This is a genomic window from Cellulomonas sp. Root485 (assembly GCF_001426705.1).
GTDB lineage: Bacteria > Actinomycetota > Actinomycetes > Actinomycetales > Cellulomonadaceae > Cellulomonas.
In genome coordinates this window covers 1,434,289-1,451,332 of the sequence record NZ_LMFC01000001.1, presented here as the reverse complement: position 1 = coordinate 1,451,332, position 17,044 = coordinate 1,434,289, and the positions used below count along the sequence as shown (strand labels likewise).

Annotated in this window: 14 protein-coding genes; all 14 read right to left on the bottom strand. The window is 68.3% G+C overall.

Annotated features, from left to right (window positions below):
- Nucleotides 1-60: 60 nt before the first annotated feature.
- Nucleotides 61-876, bottom strand: coding sequence for a hypothetical protein (locus ASD16_RS06595; RefSeq protein ID WP_055914409.1), 816 nt, complete (start codon nt 874-876; stop codon nt 61-63).
- Nucleotide 877: 1 nt separating this feature from the next.
- Complete coding sequence (locus ASD16_RS06590) at nt 878-1,576, bottom strand: PilN domain-containing protein (RefSeq protein WP_055914405.1); 699 nt, start codon at nt 1,574-1,576, stop codon at nt 878-880.
- Nucleotides 1,573-2,637 carry a type IV pilus assembly protein PilM gene (pilM, locus tag ASD16_RS06585; RefSeq protein WP_055914403.1) on the bottom strand — a complete coding sequence of 355 codons (1,065 nt, stop codon included), beginning with the start codon at nt 2,635-2,637 and terminating at the stop codon, nt 1,573-1,575. The genes ASD16_RS06590 and pilM overlap by 4 nt, the downstream gene beginning before the upstream one ends.
- 100 nt (nt 2,638-2,737) lie before the next feature.
- Nucleotides 2,738-3,538, bottom strand: a complete 801-nt coding sequence (locus ASD16_RS06580) for an A24 family peptidase (protein WP_055914400.1) — start codon at nt 3,536-3,538, stop codon at nt 2,738-2,740.
- 37 nt (nt 3,539-3,575) lie between these two features.
- Nucleotides 3,576-5,159: a hypothetical protein gene (locus tag ASD16_RS06575; RefSeq protein ID WP_055914397.1), complete on the bottom strand. Its 1,584-nt coding sequence runs from the start codon at nt 5,157-5,159 to the stop codon at nt 3,576-3,578.
- Nucleotides 5,156-5,824 carry a type II secretion system protein J gene (locus tag ASD16_RS06570; RefSeq protein ID WP_055914396.1) on the bottom strand — a complete coding sequence of 223 codons (669 nt, stop codon included), beginning with the start codon at nt 5,822-5,824 and terminating at the stop codon, nt 5,156-5,158. The genes ASD16_RS06575 and ASD16_RS06570 overlap by 4 nt, the downstream gene beginning before the upstream one ends.
- Nucleotides 5,817-7,616 carry a prepilin-type N-terminal cleavage/methylation domain-containing protein gene (locus ASD16_RS06565; protein ID WP_082570624.1) on the bottom strand — a complete coding sequence of 600 codons (1,800 nt, stop codon included), beginning with the start codon at nt 7,614-7,616 and terminating at the stop codon, nt 5,817-5,819. The genes ASD16_RS06570 and ASD16_RS06565 overlap by 8 nt, the downstream gene beginning before the upstream one ends.
- A 145-nt stretch (nt 7,617-7,761) precedes the next feature.
- On the bottom strand, nt 7,762-9,630 hold the full coding sequence (locus tag ASD16_RS06560) for a hypothetical protein (protein ID WP_055914390.1): 1,869 nt from the start codon (nt 9,628-9,630) through the stop codon (nt 7,762-7,764).
- On the bottom strand, nt 9,627-10,379 hold the full coding sequence (locus ASD16_RS06555) for a PilW family protein (RefSeq protein WP_235523135.1): 753 nt from the start codon (nt 10,377-10,379) through the stop codon (nt 9,627-9,629). The genes ASD16_RS06560 and ASD16_RS06555 overlap by 4 nt, the downstream gene beginning before the upstream one ends.
- Entirely contained in the window at nt 10,376-11,443 is a 1,068-nt protein-coding gene (locus ASD16_RS06550) for a prepilin-type N-terminal cleavage/methylation domain-containing protein (protein ID WP_235523134.1), read from the bottom strand. Before ASD16_RS06550 ends, ASD16_RS06555 begins: the two co-directional genes overlap by 4 nt.
- A gap of 175 nt (nt 11,444-11,618) precedes the next feature.
- Nucleotides 11,619-12,062: a type II secretion system protein gene (locus ASD16_RS06545; RefSeq protein WP_055914384.1), complete on the bottom strand. Its 444-nt coding sequence runs from the start codon at nt 12,060-12,062 to the stop codon at nt 11,619-11,621.
- A 243-nt stretch (nt 12,063-12,305) separates the two neighbouring features.
- Nucleotides 12,306-13,538, bottom strand: coding sequence for a type II secretion system F family protein (locus ASD16_RS06540; protein ID WP_055914382.1), 1,233 nt, complete (start codon nt 13,536-13,538; stop codon nt 12,306-12,308).
- Nucleotides 13,538-14,818, bottom strand: a complete 1,281-nt coding sequence (locus tag ASD16_RS06535; RefSeq protein ID WP_235523133.1) for a type IV pilus twitching motility protein PilT — start codon at nt 14,816-14,818, stop codon at nt 13,538-13,540. The genes ASD16_RS06540 and ASD16_RS06535 overlap by 1 nt, the downstream gene beginning before the upstream one ends.
- A gap of 496 nt (nt 14,819-15,314) precedes the next feature.
- A complete protein-coding gene (locus ASD16_RS06530) occupies nt 15,315-16,991 on the bottom strand; it encodes a GspE/PulE family protein (RefSeq protein ID WP_055914376.1) in 1,677 nt (558 codons plus the stop codon).
- Nucleotides 16,992-17,044: the final 53 nt, after the last annotated feature.

Sequence of the window (17,044 nt, the reverse complement as noted above, 5' to 3'; positions counted from 1 at the left end):
CCCATGACGAGGTCCACCCTCCGGGCTGACGCCCGGAGGGTGGACCGTGGTGCGAGTCGGTCAGCGACCGGTGATCGGCACCAGCGGGTTCTTGCCCGGAACCGCACCCGGGAGCGCCGGCGGAGCGGCGTTGGGGTCGACGGGGGCAGGAATCCCGAACGCGTCCGGCAGCACGTAGGTGAAGCCGTTGATGACGAGCTCCTGGTCACCCACAACGGTCGCGGGCTTGCCACCGGTTGCAGCCGCCTCTTCCTGCGCCGTCCCCGTGAAGCCACTGACGAGGAAGAGTCGCGTGACGTTCTGCAGGTCGTACAGGAACGCGTTGGTGTTGTCGTATGAGCCGACGACCGTGATCGCGAACGGGATCGACGTGAAGCCCACGGGCGCCCCGGAGACGGGTGCCGGGGCGGGTGCGGCCTCGGTCCCCTCCGCCGCACCCTCGGCGGCGTCAGCTCCTTCGGTCGCCTCCGGGGAAGCCGTCGCCTCGGGCTCGGGCGTCGCGGCCACGGCGACCGGCGCCGCGACGACGACAGTCAACGGAGAGGACGGCGCGATCGTCGTGACCGTCACCGCATGCGCGGTAGCGATCTGGTCGATCTGACGCAGGTAGTCCGAGAGCATCGCGCTCGTGGGGATCTGCTGCTGCAGGGCCGCCAGCTGCGCCTGGTACTCGGGGAGCTTCTCGAAGTCGGCCTTGAGCTTGGCGACCTGCACTTCCAGCATGTCGTTCTGGGCCGTGGTCTGCGCCGCCTGGTCACGCAACTCGGCTGCCGCCGACATCGTCGGCGAGATCGCCAGGAACCACGTCGCCGCGGCGATCACGAGACCGATGAAGACAGTCCCGCCGACCCACGTGCTCTTCTTCGCGCCGGCCATGTCAGCCCTCTCCCTGTGTGGCGTCGAACCGGTGCGAGTACGCAGCGTCCGTCACCTGGACCGTCCCGGCCACGGTGTAGTAGATGCCGGACTCGTCCTCGGTGACCGACACGGACGTCGCCCAGGCGTCGCTGAAGCCGGGGACGGAGTTCAGCGAGTCGATCCATGCGGAGGTGTCCGGCACAGTCGTGGTCCGGGCGGTGAACTGGATCTGCCCGACGCTCGGCTTCTGCAGGGGGTCGATCGGAGCCGGAGCGCCGGTCGTCGGCGTGGCGATCGACATCGTCAAGGTGTCGAAGCTGACGTTGGCGGGCAGGACGGCCGTGAGAGCGTCCACGTAGGGCTTCCACTGCACGTCGGTCGACATGCCGATCTCCCGGGCACGCGTGGCGTTGGCGAGCGCGTCGAGCACCACCGGCACCTCCGCGTACTTGGCCTGCTCCTGCTGGAGACGCGTGGTCTCGGCCTGGGCCTCGGCGAGCTCCACGGCTGCCTGCGCACCAGAGACGAGCGCGAGCCCGAACGCGCCGATGCACACGACGACGGTGACGATCAAGCTGATGCCCAGCCACCGCTTCGTCCTCCGCAAGCCACGCGCCGCGTAGACCTCGGGTGGGAGCAGGTTGACCTGCGGGAGCGTCCCGCTCAGTGCGGTGCCGGCACTCGACCGGCCCTTCGGTCGTTCCAGAAGCGTGGTCATGCGGCAACTCCGTAGGCCAGCCCGACGGGGAGGGCGATGAACGACTCGTGCCCGTTCAGCGCGTCGCGCTGCACGGTCTTCGCGGAACGCAGGCCGGCGAGCGGGTCACCGAGGGTGACCGGCAGGCGGCTCGCGCTCGACAGGTACTGCCCGAGGCCCGGGAGGTGCGACCCGCCGCCGGTGAGGACGCAGACGTCGATCCCCGCGCCCGGGTTGTTGCTCGAGTAGTAGACGAAGGTGTTGCGCACCGACTCGACGAGAGCGCGCACGACCGTGCTGATGGCCTCGGCCGCGTCGGCCCGCTCGGGTCCGACGGCGTAACCGATGCCGACCTCGCGCTTGACCGCCTCAGCCTCTGCCCCGGCGATGCCGAGCGCGCTGGCGACGGCCGCCGTGACGTTCTGGCCGCCACTGGGGAGCGACCGCACGAGGCGGGGAGATCCCTGGGCGGAGATGACGACGGTCGTGATCGTCGCGCCGATGTCGACGAAAGCCGCCGTCGACCGCGCGAGCTCGCCGCGGGCCAGGGCGCGCGTGAGAGCGAACGCGTTCAGGTCGACCATGCGAGGCCGGAGCCCCGCTCCCTCGACCGCGATCACGTTCGCGTTGACCGTGTCGCGCTGCGCCGCCACGAGCATCCCGTTGACCGTGCGGCCCTGGGGCCCGTCGAACTCGGACGTCGGGAAGTAGTCGAGCAGGGCGTCGTCGGTCGACATCGGGAGCAGCTCGCTCACCTGGAACGGCAGGGACGCCTTGAGCTGGGCGAGCGGCATCCACGGCAGGTCGAGCTCACGCACGACGACGCGCTGGTTGCCGACGCCGATGACGACGTCCTTGGACTCGAACTTGGCCTGGGCCCAGAGCTGCCGCAGCGCGCTCGAGACCGTCTCCGGCTGCACGACCTCGCCGTCCCGGACCGCACCGAGCGGCAGGGCGACCTGGCCGAAGCGCACGAGCGTCGGGGGCGTCTTGCCCGTCGGGCCGCCGCTCCCGAACTCGAGCTCCGCAGCCCGGACGCACGACGAGCCGATGTCCAGCCCGATAACGCGTGTGGTACCCACGAGAGTCCTTCCGACCGGCCGATTGAGTTCACTCGTCCTATCGGGCGGCGCGGGGTGCGACTTGAGGCCTTGTGCCGCAATCGCTCGGGGCAATCTCGGCTCACAGAGCGCCGAGGTACCAGTCCCACAACGGCTGACCGGCGACGATGCCGACAGCGGCGCCCAGCAGCATCCACGGACCGAAAGGGATCCCGGACTTGCGGCCGGCGCGGCCCAGGAGCAGCAGAGCGACGGAGAAGAGCCCGCCCAGCAGGAAGGCGGCGAACCAGCCCACGAAGAGCGCACCCCAGCCGTACCAACCGAGGTACATGCCGAGCACGCCAGCGAGCTTCACGTCCCCGAAGCCCATACCTGCCGGGTACACGACGACCGCCACGAAGTAGACGGCGTACAGCGCCGCACCACCGATGACCACGCGCAGCAGCGCCGACCAGTCGGGCGTCCCCCCGGGATTCCAGGCGGCGAGGGTCAGGAGGGCGAGCGACACCGGGTACGCGGGCAGCACGATCGCGTTGGGCAGCCGCTTGGTGTCGATGTCGATGAGCGCGAGCGCGACCGAGATCGCCGCGAGGTAGAGCAACGCGGGCAGGATCCAGGTCGGGCCGGCGAACCACGCCGTCAGCGCGAACAGGACACCCGTCCCCAGCTCGACGAGCGGGTAGCGCGGCGAGATGGGGGCGGCGCAGTCGCGGCACCGGCCGCGCAGCAGCAGCCACGACAGCACCGGCAGGTTGTCGCGCGACCGGATGGAATGCCCGCACCGGGGGCACGCGCTCGGCGGGTGCACCACGGATTCACCGCGCGGCACCCGCCAGACGACGACGTTCAGGAACGACCCGATGAGCAAGCCGATAACACCGACCCCGAGGATGAGGAACACAGCCAGGAGGTCGTCGGACACTGCGGTCACCTCGTCATCGCTCCCGTTCCGGCGGCCGTCATGCGGACTCGCGCTTGTAGAGGATCTGGATCGAGTAGGAGTCGATAGACGCCTGCGACGCGATCCCGCCCCAGACGGGCAGGGGCACGTATGCCATGTCGAGCTGGTTGTCGACCGAGAGGGTCGAGCCCGAGTAGACCTGGCCAACGATCGTCGACTGGTTCGCCTTGCGGATCGCGCACGGCGAGTAGAGCAGGGTGTTCACCGTGCTGTCCACCGAGACCTGGTTGTCGAGCGAGATGCCCTCGCCCGAGCAGGTTGTGGTCGCGCCGTAGTACTTGGCGGGCTGGATGAAGTACAGCAGGTTCGGGTCGGCGGCGGTCGCCGTGCCGGTCACCGACTTGATCTGCGAGTTGTTGGTGAACTGGATGCCGGCCCGGGACAGCAGGACGATGTTGTCGTTCATCAGGATCCCGACACCCTGCAGGATGATCTTGCTCGTCGGGCAGGTGTTGATGACGATCGTCGGACCGCTCAGCTTCCACGAGTTCTCGTAGAGCCACATGCCGACGCCGTCGGCCTTTCCGTTGAGGCTGACCGGGTGTCCGTCGGGGCCGGTGACCTTGGTCGTGCCGCCGTACAGGCCGCAGGTGTACATGCCCTGGGGGAAGGTGACGACGTTGGTGTAGCCGTGAGCGGCCCACTGCGCCTGCGTGGCCGCGTCCCAGATCAACTCTGGGAAGGCCACCGTGGGCGGGGCGTCGACGGCGACGTTGGAGAAGCACTTGCCCGCCGTTCCGCACACCTGCCCTGTGACCACGCCGGCCGCACGGGCCTGCTGACCGACCGCGGCCTTGTCCAGGCTGACCGTGCTCGACGACGACAGCACGCGCCCGCCGATCGACGCCGACGGATTGGTGATCTGCACCTTGCCCTTGGCCCAGACGTCCACCGACACGGTGCACTGCGACTCGAGGAACACCGAGCCCTGCGCGTAGATCGATCCGTGGAACTCCTGGTTGTTCCGGCAGTAGAAGTCACCGTTGGTGTAGATGTCGGCGTCGGGCGTGCCCGACGCGCTCGTCAGCACGGTCTTGTTCGACATCGTGAGGTTCGAGTTCGAGAAGATCGCCTTGTCGAGGTCGTTGCCGTACGCCGGGGTCAGGCTCACGAGGCTCTCGACCGACCGCTTCGCCGCCGACGTGTTGTCGAGCGCGTCCGACGTCGCCGACGTGCGGATCTTGGCGTAGCCCACCTGCGTGGTCGGGATCGAGGCGCAGGGCACCTCGGTGACGCCGTCCGGCTTGTAGTAGGTGACCGTCGACGCGGTGGCGAAGTCGTCGCTCGCGACGTCGGCGGTGCCGGTCAGCGTGCCGCAGAAGGAGGACAGCGCGCTGGGGGCGGACGACTGGATCTGCGCCATGAGGGTGTCGACCTTCGACTCCGCCGTGGACACGGCGGAGGACCGCTGACGGTCACGTCCGCTCGCGGTCGACTCCGACATCGCGATCTTCACCGTCACCACCATGAGCATGGCGACAAGCATCACGACGGCCATCGCAGCGACGAGCGCGACACCGTCCTCGTCACGCCGCGGGAGAAGCCTGCGCATCATCGTCTTCACGCCTTCCGTGTGGGTCATACCGGCGGGACCGGGGTGCACTGGCTCCCCGTGTAGCCGTAGCTGGTGTTGCGGCCCGAGATGGACGCGTCGATCGCGACGTCCCGGCCGGTGTCCGCGTTGCGTGCGACGAGGTGCACCTTGAGCAGTCGCTCGCCGTAGATGTTCCCCGCGCCGACGTCGAGCTCGAACGGAGCGTCGGACATCGTCAGACCACGCGCGACGACACCCCAGCCGGTGACCGAGCCGCCGGTCTGCCAGGTCGTCTCCCAGCTGCGCATCTGGAGCTTGTACAGGCCGCTCCCTGCTCCGTCCGGGGCCATCTGCCACTGGACGCACTTCTCGTCACCGTTGGACTGGGTGAAGATGCGCATGCAGGAGCCCTTGTTCGTGCCCAGGTCCTGACAGGTCGAGATGTAGGCGACCTCGTCGGCGGGGCTGAACAGGACGTTGCCCGACCGCACCTGCCGATCGATCGTCGCGAGGGCCTGGCGCGTCGCGAACACCGCGTCGGACGCGCCCTGCGCCTCCTTGGTGATGCCGACGACCACGGTCACCGCGCCCATGATCAGGGCCATCGACATCGAGAAGACGATCATCGAGACCAGGAGCTCGGTGAGGGTCATGCCCGAGTCGTCGCCCGCACGCCTGCGGGCGTCCCGCAGGCGGCTCCGTAGCTCACGCATTTGCGGCCGCCTTGTAGGTCGCGTCGGCGGTGACGCCGCCGAGGTCGCTGACCACGGCGAAGGACGTGAGCACCGTGGCACCGCTGCGGATCGTCACCGTCACCTGCGACGTCACGGATCCCGACGCGTCGACCGAGGTCTCGCACGCGTCGGTCTTGCAGATCGTCGCCAGTGGGCCGGTCCGCGTCGCGGGGATGCGGACGACCTTCGGCCGCTGGACAGTCACCGTCCCCTCGTAGTCGATCGAGACGTCCGCATAGTCGACCGTGGTGAGCGGGATGTCGAACGTGTCCGATGCCGTGACGGTCCCCGTGGCCGGGGTCTGGTAGGCGGAGAGGTCGACCGTGGTGTAGCCGGTGCCGTTCCAGACGGTCAGGGTGCCGGCCCTGGTGAAGTTCCACGTCCCTGCGCCGTACCCCTCCTCCGCGCGGACGAACTCCTGCAGCCCGCTCACGGACCACAGACCGTTCCCCGGTGTGAATGCCGCGGGCGCGTTCACGAACGATGAGCTGGCGAACCCGGTCGTCCCGATGGAGCGAGACGAGGCGGCGTGCCCACAGTCCACGTTGCCGCCGGCCGCACAGGCTCCGACGTTGTTCGAGCCGAGGATCGCCGCCACCGCGCGCGACGGTGCGCCGCCCGTGCCGAACGAAGCGATGGTCACAGGGGACCCGCTGGGCGACGTGTAGGTGAGCGCCGCCGCCGACCCTGCGGCCTGGAGCGTGGACGACGCGCACGGCCGCAGCATCGACGCAGGCCCGGTCGTCAACGAAGTGCCCGATGCCCCGACGCACGTCGCCGTGTCGGCGAAGATCGCGGCGCGCGACGATCCGGAGTCGGCGGTCGACGGTCGCAGGCTCAGGCTGCCGGCAGAGCCGGAGGTCGTGAGCGTGCTCGCGGAGTGTGCCGGGGTGTTCCCGCTGAGCGCCTGCGCGGGCACCGATGACGGGTCGGAGTCGACGGCGACACCGACGGACTCTCCACCGGTCTCCGTCGTGCTCGCATCGACCCGGGCTGCACCGGATGTCGCGGCACCCGCCGTGCCGTTGGCCGTCTGCTCGACGAGGAAGTTCGTCGACGTGCTCGCGAAGTCGAGCTGGAGCTTCGAGGCGTCCAGTCCGAGCATCGGCAGAGAGGAGTTGAGGGGGTCCGTGACCGTCACGCCGCTCAACGCCTCACCCGCACGCACCGTGAAGTACGCCTGGCAGGGGGCGGCGAACGGGCTGGTCGCCGTGGACAGACAGCCCGCGGGAGAGAAGGTCGTCGAGCGCAGCGCGGTCTCCCGACCCGCGGGGACGACGGTGCTCTTCCACCGCACGACGGCGGTGATGTTGAACGGCTGCGATCCCGACGTCGTGGCCGTGGCCTTCGTGACGTAGGTCTGCACCCGGTAGGTGACGCCGTTGACCAGCTCGTCGGTCCACTGCCCGGAGATGGTGTTGACGACCATCGGCTCGGACACGCTCGGCAGGAGGGACGCCGGCGGCGTGAACCGGGGCACCCCACTGACGGTGGTGACGTACTGGAGACCGGTCTTGATGCCCATCGTCGCGTTGGGCTGCGTCACCGTGTCGTACGGGAGCGCGCGCACTCGTTCCAGCTGCTGCGTGGCGAGCGCGGTGGCCGTCTGGCGCTGCCGGGCCTGCTGGATCGTCTTGAGGCTGGAGATCACCGAGTACGACAGGGACAGCATCACGGCGACGGTGACGAACATCGCCACGATGACCTCGATCAGCGTGAAGCCACGATCCCGCTCTGCTCCTGCGATCCGTCCACGAAGACGTTCTCTCACTGCAGACCCACCCTTTCAGGCACCCTCGTCGACGCACACCGACGGTGCGGGAGCGTTGCTGCGAACCCGAGCTCCAAGGGCGCTACGGCACGTGCAGGCTCGAACTTGAGCCCGGCGGACGATGACCTCCGAACGGCTGCACCGGTCACGGCTTCGACGTCGTGGGCGTGGTGATCTCGCCGCTGTACCGGACGGAGTACTTGGAATTTGCCCACTTGGGGAAGTACGGCGGCGCCGAGTAGACCAGGCGCGGGTCGTAGGAGTACTTCTTGATGTACCCGTTCGAGCCCCTGCCGACGATCCCGCGCCACCGCTGGGCGATCGACCCCCACACCATCAAGTTGCCGGCGCTTCCCCCGACGTCGTACTTCTGCACGAGGAACGAGTGCTGCAAGGTCTGGATCGAGCCCGTGATCTGAAGCCCGTCACTCGGTACGAAGGTGTTGGTGGTCGGGTCCTTGTAGCGCTTCGGCCAGGTCGAGTCCTCGGCGTCGTTCTCCGTCTCCGTCTCCCACTTCCGTGGGGTCGACGACGTCGCCTTCACATCCCCGACCCGCGGGTGGAATATCTCGACGGCGTTGGTGGCGACGAGGCCAAGCATGTCGGGCCCGTTCGCACCACCGGCGAGGACGAGGTCACCGGTCACCACGATCGACTGCGCGGCCGCGAGCGTCACGCGCCCCTTGACGATGCCTTCGGCGTAGAGGTTGCCCTCGTTGCAGTACTTGGTCGCCTCGAGCATGTTGGCGTCGGCCTTGTACTTGTCCGAGCCAGAGGTCGGCCCGGCCGCCTTGGACGCGGAGAACGTGCCCAAGGGCAGGGCCGACCCCGACTCTCCCCCGATCTCACCCGCGTAGCACTGGCGCTTCACGGCCGTCGACGGCGCGACGTAGACGACCATCTCGGTCGGGACCAGCGTCTTGAAGCCGGTCGTGGCGTTGAGCTGTGCAACCGTGCCGCAGTCAGGCGTCGTGCCGCCGGGCAACGGGACCGCCACCGGGGGCGTGTCGTTGTTCACGGACTTCGCGTTCCAGACACGCATGTAGCCGTCGTTGCTGAAGATGATCCTCGTCGCGCCGAAGTAGTGGCATCCCGGGTGGTCGACGAACGCCGCCGAGGAGTCGGGCAGGTAGAGCGCCTTGTGGTACTGCGGCTTCACGCTGTTGAAGTTCGCGACACTTCCGGCACGCAGGCAGGCGTCCTCCCAGTTCGAGTTCGATGCGCCCGGGGTCGCGCACGACGGCGTCGCGGTCCAGACCTGCTTGGTGAACATCGGCTTGACGCCGCTGCCGTTCGCGTTCGCGAGGATCGTGTCGTTGGTGAAGACCTCCCCGTCGAGCACGTCCCCACCGATGAACTGGATCTCGTTGCATGCGGGCGACGTCGTCGATCGCCCCTGCCACCAGTACTTGGCGAGGCTGTTGCCGAGGCCGCCGCAGATCGTCTTCACGGGCTTGGTCGGGTAGGCCTGCACGTTGGCAGGGTCTGCGGACTCGAAGTCGGTGTAATAGACGTAGTCGGTGGACCCGCCCTTGCCCACCGTCACGTCGACCGTGCGGTACACGTCGTTCACGCGACCGGTGGACACGACCTTGTACTGACCGCTGGCGCTCGCGGAGCTGTCGACCGAGTAGTGGAACCAGGCCGCCTTCGGGCCGGTCTCCCCCGGGACGACCGGCGACCACCCGGGCACGGTCGTTGCCGTCCAGCCGCAGTGGTTGGTTCCGGTGCTGCCTTTCCAGGCGGGGTTGGTGCAGTCGGGGGTGTAGCCGTACGCGTCGTCGCGGTTGATTCGGCTGATGAAGTCCTCGACGCCGGACTGCGCCGCAGCCATGGCGGCGGCGTAGTCCTGGTCGTACCGGGCGAACTTCTGGCTGCTCATCGAGTAGGTCAGCGCAGTCACGGCCAGCATCGCGAGGATGAGCATCGAGCCGATCACGAGCACGAGCCCCGCACCGTCGTCAGGCTGCCGGTGCGGACGCAGAGCCGAGAAGAGAACCTGTCGGCGCCTCATGGCGTCGCCCCCACATCGTTGCGAAGTACGGCCTGGGTGTTGGGAAGGAGCACGCGTTGGATGTACGTGGTCGGCTTGGGTCGTGATGGGCTCGGGCTTTGGACCTTGACGAGGATCTCGACCGAGAGGACCTCCTCGATCTGGGCTGCGGTCAGGGGCACGCCTGGCGTCAGCGGGAGCTCGGCGCCCGTGGTCCCGAAGTAGCGGAACAGGGGCTGCGAACCGGACGACAGCACCCCCTTCGCGAGCGTCCGCACGGTCAGGCGCGCCTTACAGGCGGCGGAAGCGCCCGCGAGCTCGGCGTTGCAGTACACGTACCCCGCGGCCCCGGGAGTTGCCGAGTCGGGCACCTGGACCTTCTCGACAAGCTTTCCGGCGTCGGGACCGGTGGTCGCCAGCGAGTAGGTCACGCGTCGGGGACCGACGAGGTTCGAGGCGTTCTGCAGGTTCGCGTAGAACTGCATGCTCGTCTGGCTCGCCGAGATGAACGCGTCGACATCGCACGCCGTTGCCGTACACCCGGGCAGCTGGCTCGGCTTGATCGCCGTCCTGATCGTCTTGGTGATCCGCTCGGTCGCCGATCGAGCCACGTCGATCTGGTCCTGCCGGGCGATGTTCTGGCTGTTCGTGCGCTGGAAGCTGATGGTCATCGTCGCGGTGGTCGCGATGACCACCGCGAGGAGCATCATGCTGATCAGGAGCTCCGTGATCGAGGTACCGCGATCGTCCGCGGCGCGGTGCGGCGTCACGGGGTCACCACCACATCGATGTCCACGGAGCCGCCGGCCGGCAGTGGGGTGGTCGTGTAGCCGGTGGCCGGTGGCGTCGTCCCCGGGTGGGCCCCGTAGAGGGTCGGCCACAGCCCCGTGACCGTGATGTCCGACGCCGTCGCAGGCACCGTACGGGCCCCGCTGGCCCCCGAGAACTCCGAGGCGACCAACGTGATCTGGCCACCGACGACCGCGCTGGGCGGAACCGGGGCGCCGCTCTCGTCGACGAGGTGGAGCGTGACCGAGCCCGCTCGGTCGTAGGCGAAGGTGACGTTGTTGACGAGCTGGCCAGTCGCGACCATGCCGACGGACTTGGTCGGGGTCGGTGTGGCGCTGAGGTCGACGTAGCCGGCGTCGGTGACCCTGGCGTCGTACGTCGCGCCTGCTGCGCCGGGGCTGACCTGGATGACCGCGCACCCGGACGTGTCAGTCACTCCGTTCTTCGTCTCGGAGGCCGACCAGACCTGCACGCCACGACCGGGGCTCGCCGCACCGGCCGCGTCGGTCACCTTCACGGCGACGAACGACGCGGTGCCCTGGACGCCGTCGTCCTTCTTCGGGGCGAGGGAGGCGTTCGTGACGACCGGCTTCACAGCGCCCATGTCCGCCCAGGTCACGGTGATCGTGACCCGGAGCGTCGGGTACAGGACGAGAGACCCGCCGTCGCACGCGGAGGCACCCGACCCCGTGACGTTCCACGCGACCGTGCGCGTCAGCGTGTAGGCCTTGCCGTCCATGACCATCGGCTGTCCGGCGGTCTGCCCGGGCAGCGGGTTGGGGTTGACCTGCGTACCGGCGTTGGCCACGGCCATCGGCGACGCCGGTGACCGGGTGAACTGCTCGCGCACGATGTCAAGGTCACGGGCAGCGAGGTTCGAGGCAGCGACCCGGGCGCGGTTCGCCACTCCGAGGGACTGGGTGTTCATGATGACGCCGATCACGGCGACCGACATCGCGCCGAGGACCACCATCGCGATGACGACCTCGATCAGCGACATGCCGCTGTCGACCCGCCGCGCGGGCTGTCTGAACCCCTTGCTCACGTCTGTTCCCCATCGACGACCGGAGCGCAGTTCCGGCGGAACTGCGAAACGCAGGTGTCGTACGTGTGCGGGCACCGCGTGGCGGGCCAGCTGGCCTTGCCACCAGGTGCACCAAACCCAAAGACGTGGGGCGGAGGCATGTGCCCCCGCCCCACGCCTCAGGCGTGTGCTGGAATCAGCAGGCGGTCGTCGAGAGACCGTTCGCCGCGGAGTAGAAGACGTTCGTGAGCGTGCCCGCACCGGCGTCGACCGGGAGCGTGACGCACCACGTGGTCGACATGTCGCCACCGGCGGCAGCGGTGAAGGAGATCGTCGGGACGCCGAGCTTGGGGCTGGAGTTCCCGATCGACTGCGCCGCCACGGTGTAGTCCGAGCCGTTGCCGCCGCCGACGGCGACCTGCGTGGCCGAGTCGCCGTCCACGTACCAGGTGGCGACCTCCTTGCCGATGGTCGAGACGTCAGCCTTGGCCGACGTGTCGACGGCCTTCTTGCGCTGGTTGAGGAACACCGGGATCGCGATGGCCGCGAGGATACCGATGATGATCATCACGACGAGGAGCTCGATCAGGGTGAAGCCCTGGTCCTTCTCCTTCATCGACTTCTGAATGCGAGCGATCATTGTGTGCTCCCTGGTCATGAGGGGGAATCGTGGTCACTGTCAGTCCGGCGTGATGCCGGTTCAGTCATGCAGATCGAGAATCGGTTCGGATCGCTCGGGACTTGAACTCCTGGACGATCCAGTTGTTAATTCGCTCGATCGGAGCAGCGCACCCACCGACCGGTGCCTGGAACCACTGCCCTGAGACGCGAGACGACGCCGGGTGCCTGCTCGGACGAGCAGGCACCCGGCGTCGCGCTGAGGTCAGGAGATGAGGTCGAAGACCCCGAAGATCGGCATGTACATCGCGATGACCATGCCACCGACGATCGCGCCGATGACGACGATCATGAGCGGCTCGATGAGGCTGGTGAGCTGCTCCGTCGTGGACTCGACCTCGTCGTCGTAGAAGTCGGCGACCTTGGCCAGCATCGTGTCCAAGGCGCCGGTGTCCTCGCCGACCGCCATCATCTGCACCACCATGGGAGGGAAGACGGGGTGCTGGGACAACGGCCCGGCCAGTGACTCTCCGCGTCGCACGGACTCCTGGACGGCCTTGGCGGCCCGTTCGATCACGAGGTTTCCGCTCGTCTCGCCGACGATGTCGAGCGCCTGCAGCAGCGGAACGCCAGCATGGATCATCGTGCCGAAGTTGCGCGTGAAGCGAGAAACGGCAATCTTCTGGAACAACTGCCCGAAAACGGGCACCTTGAGCTTCCACGGGTCCACTCGCTCACGAATTCCGCGGTCGTTCTTGTGCTTTCCCCACCAGACCGAGAAGGCGACAAAGGCGATGATCATCGGAAGAATGAGGATCTTCAGGGCCTGCGACATCCACATGAGGATCTGCGTAGGCAACGGAAGCTTTCCGCCCATGTTGGCGAACATCTCCGCGAAGACGGGGACGATGAAGAGCAGCATTCCCGCAGTTGCCAGGATCGCGATGATGAAGACCACGACCGGGTAGGTCATCGCCGACTTGATCTTGTTGCGGAGCTTGACCTCTGCCTCGAAGTTGTTGGCGACCGAGATCAGGGTCTGGTCGAGGAAGCCGCCGACCTCGCCCGCCTTCACCATGTTGATCATGAGCGGCGGGAAGACGTCGGCGTGCTTCCCGAGCGCCGTCGAGAACGCCGTGCCTACCTCGACGTCGTTGCGGACCTGCGCGACGACCTTGGCCAAGGGCTTGGACTCGGTCTGCTCGGCAAGGATCGTCAGCGCGCGCAGCAGCGAGAGCCCGGCGTCGATCATGGTCGAGAGCTGCCGGGACATGATTGCCAGGTCCTTGAGCGAGATCTTGTTGCCGCCGAAGCCCGGGATGCTGATCTCGGCGTTCATCCCGCCGGTGCTGACCTCGGAGATCGACACGGCCGCGAGACCCATCTCCCGCAGCCGGTTGGCAACGGCTGCCTGGTTCACCGCCTCGACGCGACCCTTGACGATCTTGCCGCCCTTGTCCCGGACGGCGTACTCGAACGTCTTCGACCCGCCGGCCATCAGTGGGCCTGGCTTCCGAAGGCGGCGCCACCCATGCTTGCCTGGTCACCCATGCCGGCGGCGCCTTGCGAGCCGCCGGAGAAGCGGCCGGTCAGTCGGTTGAAGTCCTCCACGTGGTGGCACTTCTCCAGTCCGGTCTCGTAGCTGATCTTGCCGGTCTTGACCAGCTCCGAGAGGTGCTGGTCCATGGTGTGCATGCCCTGCTTGGCACCCGCCTGCATGGCGGAGTAGATCTGGTGGGTCTTGCCCTCGCGGATCAGGTTGCGGATGGCGGGGGTCGCGACGAGCACCTCGGTGGCCACGGCGCGGCCCGGGGCGTCCGACCGCTTGGCCAGCGTCTGGCAGACGACGCCCTGGATGGCGCCAGCCAGCTGCGTGCGGACCTGTGCCTGCTGGTGAGCGGGGAAGACGTCGATGACGCGGTCGATCGTCTGTGCGGCGTCCTGGGTGTGCAGCGTGGCGAAGACCAGGTGACCTGTCTCGGCGGCGGTCAGGGCCACCGAGATCGTCTCGAGGTCACGCATCTCGCCGACCAGGATGATGTCGGGGTCCTGTCGCAGGACATGCTTGAGGGCGCTCTGGAACGAGTGCGTGTCCTGCCCGACCTCGCGCTGGTTGACCACGCACTTCTTGTGCCGGTGGAGGAACTCGATCGGGTCCTCGACCGTCATGATGTGGTCCTCGCGGGTGCGGTTGGCCAGGTCGACGATCGAGGCCAGCGTCGTCGACTTGCCCGAGCCCGTCGGACCGGTCACCAGGACGAGGCCTCGGGGGAGGCCGGCGAATGTACCGACCACGGCCGGGACGCCGAGCGCCTCGAGCGGCTTGATCTCGTAGGGGATCACGCGGAACGCGGCGCCGATCGACTCGCGCTGCTGGTAGATGTTCACGCGGAACCGCGCCAGACCCCGGACGGAGTAGGACAGGTCGAGCTCGAGGTTCGCCTCGAACTTCTCGCGCTGCTTCTGCGTCAGGAACGCGTACAGGGTCCGACGCAGCCCCTCGGGCATCACCTGCCCGAAACCGTCGAGAGCCTTGAGCGAGCCGTTGATGCGCACCATCGGCGTCGTCCCCGTGGTGAGGTGCACGTCGGAGGCGCCGACACGCACCATCTCGGTAAGGATCTCGTCGATCGGGAGGTCGCCCTCCTGCTGCTCCTGACCCATCCCGCGGCGCTGCGCCCGGTCGCGGGCCGGAGCGGCGGGACGCTCGCTGGGCGCAGCCGGCGGCTGCGGCGTCGGGACCTGAGCAGGCGCGGCAGCCGCGGGTGCTGCGGGCATGAACGTCCTCGCACCGGCCACGGAGGTGGTACCCGGTGCTTGCGGGGAGAAAGAGGTCGGCTGCCCGGGCGCCCCGTAGGACGGCGGCGCGGACGGACCCGGCTGGTATGTAGCACTGGGCACGGCCGGGGCCTGCGCCTGGTATGGCGGCGGTGTCGGCTGCGACTGGTACGGCGGCGGTGTCGGCTGCGACTGGTACGGCGGCGGTGTCGGCTGCGACTGGTACGCCGGCGGAGCGGTCGGGGCCGGCGGCGCCGTGCTCTGCGAGGGGATCGGCGAGAACATCGCCGGCGCTCCCGCCTGCGGCCCGACGGGTCGGTAGGGCGGCAACGGCCGCGAGGGCTCCCCCGCGGGTGCCTGATAGTTCTCGCTCACGTCATTCCCTCCACGTGGTCGGCCTGGTACCGGCACGGACGTGCCGGTACCAGGCCTTCGTTCTGGACAATTCATCGGCGGTGCGGATGCCCGACTTGAGGCACGAGCACGCGCCAAGTACCTACGTGACGACGACGCGCAGGATCTCCTCGATGGAGGTCTGGCCGAGCGCGACCTTGTGCCACCCGTCGTCGCGGAGCGGGATCATGCCCTGCTTCATGGCGGTCGCGGCGATGTCGGCGGACGACGAGTGGGCGACCGCGTGCCGCTCGATCTCCTCGGTGACCCGCATGACCTCGTGGAGGGCCAGCCGTCCGCGGTACCCGGTCTTGGAGCAGGTCACACAGCCGACGCGGCGCATGAGCTCCGGTAGCGGCTCCCCGTCGACCCAGGGGAACCGGGCAGCCAGGAGTTCCTGCGGCGTGGGTGTGTACGGCTCCTTGCACTTCTCGCAGAGCTTGCGCGCGAGCCGCTGGGCGACGACGGCGTCCAGCGCGGACCCGACGAGGAACGGCTCGATCCCCATCTCCGTCAGGCGGGTGATCGCCGACGGGGCGTCGTTGGTGTGCAGCGTGGAGAGCACGAGGTGACCGGTCAGGGCCGCCTCGATGGCGATCTGCGCGGTCTCGTGGTCGCGGATCTCACCCAGGAGGACGACATCGGGGTCGGACCGCAGGATCGACCGGAGCGCCCCGGCGAACGTCAGTCCCGCCTTCGGGTTCACCTGGACCTGGTTGATGCCGGCGAGGCGGTACTCGACCGGGTCCTCGACCGTGATGACGTTGATCTCCGGCTTCGATACCGCGTTCAGCGTGGCGTAGAGCGTGGTCGACTTGCCCGAACCGGTCGGACCGGTCACCAGGATCATCCCGTACGGCTTGGTGTACGACTCGCGGTACACCTCGTAGTTGGAGTCGAGGAACGACAGGTCCCGCAGGTCGAGGCTCGCGGTGGAGTTGTCGAGGATTCGCATGACGATCTTCTCGCCCCACACGGTCGGCAGCGTGGCCACCCGGAGGTCGATCTTGCGACCGTTGTGCACCACGGACATGCGGCCGTCCTGCGGCTTGCGCCGCTCCGCGATGTCGATGTCGCTCATGATCTTCACGCGACTGATGACGCCGCCGGTGATCTGCTTGGGGGCGCGCTGGGTCTCGTGCAGCACGCCGTCGATGCGGTAGCGGACGCGCAGGTCCTTCTCGGACGGCTCGATGTGGATGTCCGAGGCCCGGTCGGTGATCGCCTGGGTGACCAGCAGGTTGACGAAGCGGACGATCGGGGCGTCCTCGTTGCCGATCTCCGCCATCTTGCTGAGGTCGGCCTCGACCTCGGCGTCGGCATCCTCGAACGCCTGCGACAGATCTTCCATCTCGTCGTCGGCGCGGCAGAAGCGGTCGATCGCGCGCAGCAGGTTGTCGTGCGTGGCGATGACCGGGATCACGGACATGCCTGATACCGAGCGCACGTCGTCGACGGCCATGACGTTGCCGGGGTCGGACGTCGCGAGCACGATCGACCCGCCCTCGAGCGCGACCGGCAGGACCGAGTAGCGACGGCACAGCGCGCCCGGCACCAGGCTGACGGCGGTGCGGTCGACCGGGTAGTCGTCGAGGTCGACGAACGCCATGCCGACCTGGTTGGCGAGGGCCTTGACCAGCTGGGACTCCGTGAGCACCCCGAGCTCGACCAGAGTGCGCCCCAACGTCGTTCCCCGGGCCAGCGTCTCGTCGAGCGCGGCAAGCAGCTGCGCCTCCGTGACGAGGCCGTCGTCGAGCAGGATCTCCCCGAGCTGCTTCACGCGTGTCCCTCCGGTCGAACCGGCGGCCGACTGCTGGCCGCACGGGTGTCTCC

What these genes read in the sequence shown, in the direction of transcription:
- ASD16_RS06590 (WP_055914405.1), bottom strand. Translation starts at nt 1,576, where the DNA reads ATGACCACGCTTCTGGAACGACCGAAGGGCCGGTCGAGTGCCGGCACC.
- ASD16_RS06560 (WP_055914390.1), bottom strand. Translation starts at nt 9,630, where the DNA reads ATGAGGCGCCGACAGGTTCTCTTCTCGGCTCTGCGTCCGCACCGGCAG.
- ASD16_RS06540 (WP_055914382.1), bottom strand. Translation starts at nt 13,538, where the DNA reads ATGGCCGGCGGGTCGAAGACGTTCGAGTACGCCGTCCGGGACAAGGGC.
- ASD16_RS06545 (WP_055914384.1), bottom strand. Translation starts at nt 12,062, where the DNA reads ATGATCGCTCGCATTCAGAAGTCGATGAAGGAGAAGGACCAGGGCTTC.
- ASD16_RS06575 (WP_055914397.1), bottom strand. Translation starts at nt 5,159, where the DNA reads ATGACCCACACGGAAGGCGTGAAGACGATGATGCGCAGGCTTCTCCCG.
- ASD16_RS06595 (WP_055914409.1), bottom strand. Translation starts at nt 876, where the DNA reads ATGGCCGGCGCGAAGAAGAGCACGTGGGTCGGCGGGACTGTCTTCATC.
- ASD16_RS06535 (WP_235523133.1), bottom strand. Translation starts at nt 14,818, where the DNA reads ATGCCCGCAGCACCCGCGGCTGCCGCGCCTGCTCAGGTCCCGACGCCG.
- ASD16_RS06570 (WP_055914396.1), bottom strand. Translation starts at nt 5,824, where the DNA reads ATGCGTGAGCTACGGAGCCGCCTGCGGGACGCCCGCAGGCGTGCGGGC.